General features: G+C 60.3%; 1 protein-coding gene and 1 pseudogene. Both read right to left on the reverse strand.

What is annotated here, in order from left to right; all coding sequences use genetic code 11:
* The coding region (gene ilvB / locus EN925_RS34425; protein WP_128337298.1) for a biosynthetic-type acetolactate synthase large subunit at positions 1 to 1,315 on the reverse strand (1,315 nt) is incomplete at its 3' end.
* A gap of 297 nt (positions 1,316 to 1,612) precedes the next feature.
* Positions 1,613 to 1,807: pseudogene (locus EN925_RS34430) on the reverse strand (multidrug effflux MFS transporter); the annotation flags it as partial.

A 1,807-nucleotide genomic window follows, 5' to 3' on the forward strand; every position in this document is an offset into this window, starting at 1 on the left:
AGCCATAGCCCATCGTACCAAGGCCGCCCGACGTCATCCAGCGACGCGGCTTTTCGAAACCGTAGAACTGGGCCGCCCACATCTGATGCTGGCCAACTTCGGTCGTAATGTAGGTGTCGCGATCCTTCGTCAGCGCGTAGAGACGCTCGACCGCATATTGCGGCATGATCACCTCGTTGCTCATCTCGTAAGAGAAGGAGTTGCGCCCGCGCCAGCGCGCGATCTTTTTCCACCATTCGTCGAGGCGCCTTCTGTCAGGGTTTTGCGGCAGCGCACGCCATGAGCGAACCAGGCTGTCCACCACCTTGCCGGCATCGCCCTGGATGCCGACGTCGGCACGGACGGTCTTGTTGATCGAGGAGGGATCGATATCGACATGGATCTTCCTTGAGCTCGGTGAAAAAGCCTCCACGCGCGAAGTCACGCGATCGTCAAAGCGGGCGCCGATGCAGAGCATAACGTCGCACTCATGCATGGCCATGTTCGCCTCGTACGATCCGTGCAGGCCGACCATTTTCAGCCAGTTCTTGCCGGATGCCGGATATGCGCCAAGCCCCATGAGGGTCGAAGTGATCGGGAAATCAGTCAGTTCGACAAGCTCCCGCAGCAGTCTCGATGCCTCCATGCCGGAATTGACGATGCCACCGCCGGTATAAATGACTGGACGACGGGCATTGGCCATCAACTCTATCGCCTTGCCGATCTCGTTGATGTCGCTCTCCACCGTCGGCCGACAGCTCTTCAGTGCAGCAGCATCCGAGGGCGGCGTGTACACGCCGGTGGCAAACAGGACGTCCTTTGGCATGTCGACGAGGACAGGTCCCGGTCGTCCGGACTTGGCGATGTGAAAAGCCCTGTGGATCGTTGACGCCAGTTCGTTGACGTCCTTGACCAACGAATTGTGCTTGGTGCAGGGCCACGTAATACCGACCGTGTCGCATTCCTGAAAGGCATCGGAGCCGATCAGCGTTGTCGGCACCTGTCCTGTCAGGCAGACGATCGGCACCGAATCCATAAGCGCATCCTGCAGTGGCGTTACCGCATTTGTCGTGCCTGGACCGGATGTGACGAGCATGACGCCGACCTTGCCCGTAGACCGTGCATAGCCTTCGGCGGCATGGCCCGCACCTTGCTCATGGCGCACGAGGATATGCTTGATGTCATCCTGTTGGAATATCTCGTCGTAGATCGGCAGCAAGGCGGCGCCAGGATAGCCGAAGACATGCTCTACGCCATTGTCTCTGAGTGCGTGGAGAACGATCTCCGCGCCTGTCATGCGCTTGCTCGCGGTTTGAATAGGGTTCTCGCCCGTCATGGTTCTGATCCGTGGTGTATTGCGTGATGAGGATGATTGACGGGGCATCGCCCGGATTTCGGGCATAAAAAAAGGCCCCGTCAGGAGCCTGTTTACCGCGCATGGGTGGCTATCGCCGGATGGTTACACCATCCTGCCCATGCGCTTTCCTACCACCACGAGAGCCGTTGCGATCATCATGACCATCGCTGCTACAGCCGAAACCGGGCGTCGTCAACGCCTTTCGGACGGAACTGTCCGCGCCCAATGGCAAAGAGGCCGGCATGAGCCGGCCCCTTCGTTCTCATCGAAAGTCTACTACTCGGCCGGCGCCTCGACGGCCTCGCGAGAGCGGCCGAGCGTGACCTTGGCCAGCGTGAAGGAAATCACCGCGCAGAGCGTGATGCCGGCCACCATCGGCAGCGGCGTACCGTCGAAGAACACGCCGGCAACACCCATGGCCAGTGCGCCGATGGCGAAATGCAGCGTGCCCATCAGCGCTGACGCCGTGCC

It is taken from the genome of Mesorhizobium sp. M7A.F.Ca.US.006.04.2.1 (genome assembly GCF_004022915.1).
In the GTDB taxonomy this organism is placed as follows: Bacteria; Pseudomonadota; Alphaproteobacteria; order Rhizobiales; family Rhizobiaceae; genus Mesorhizobium; species Mesorhizobium ciceri.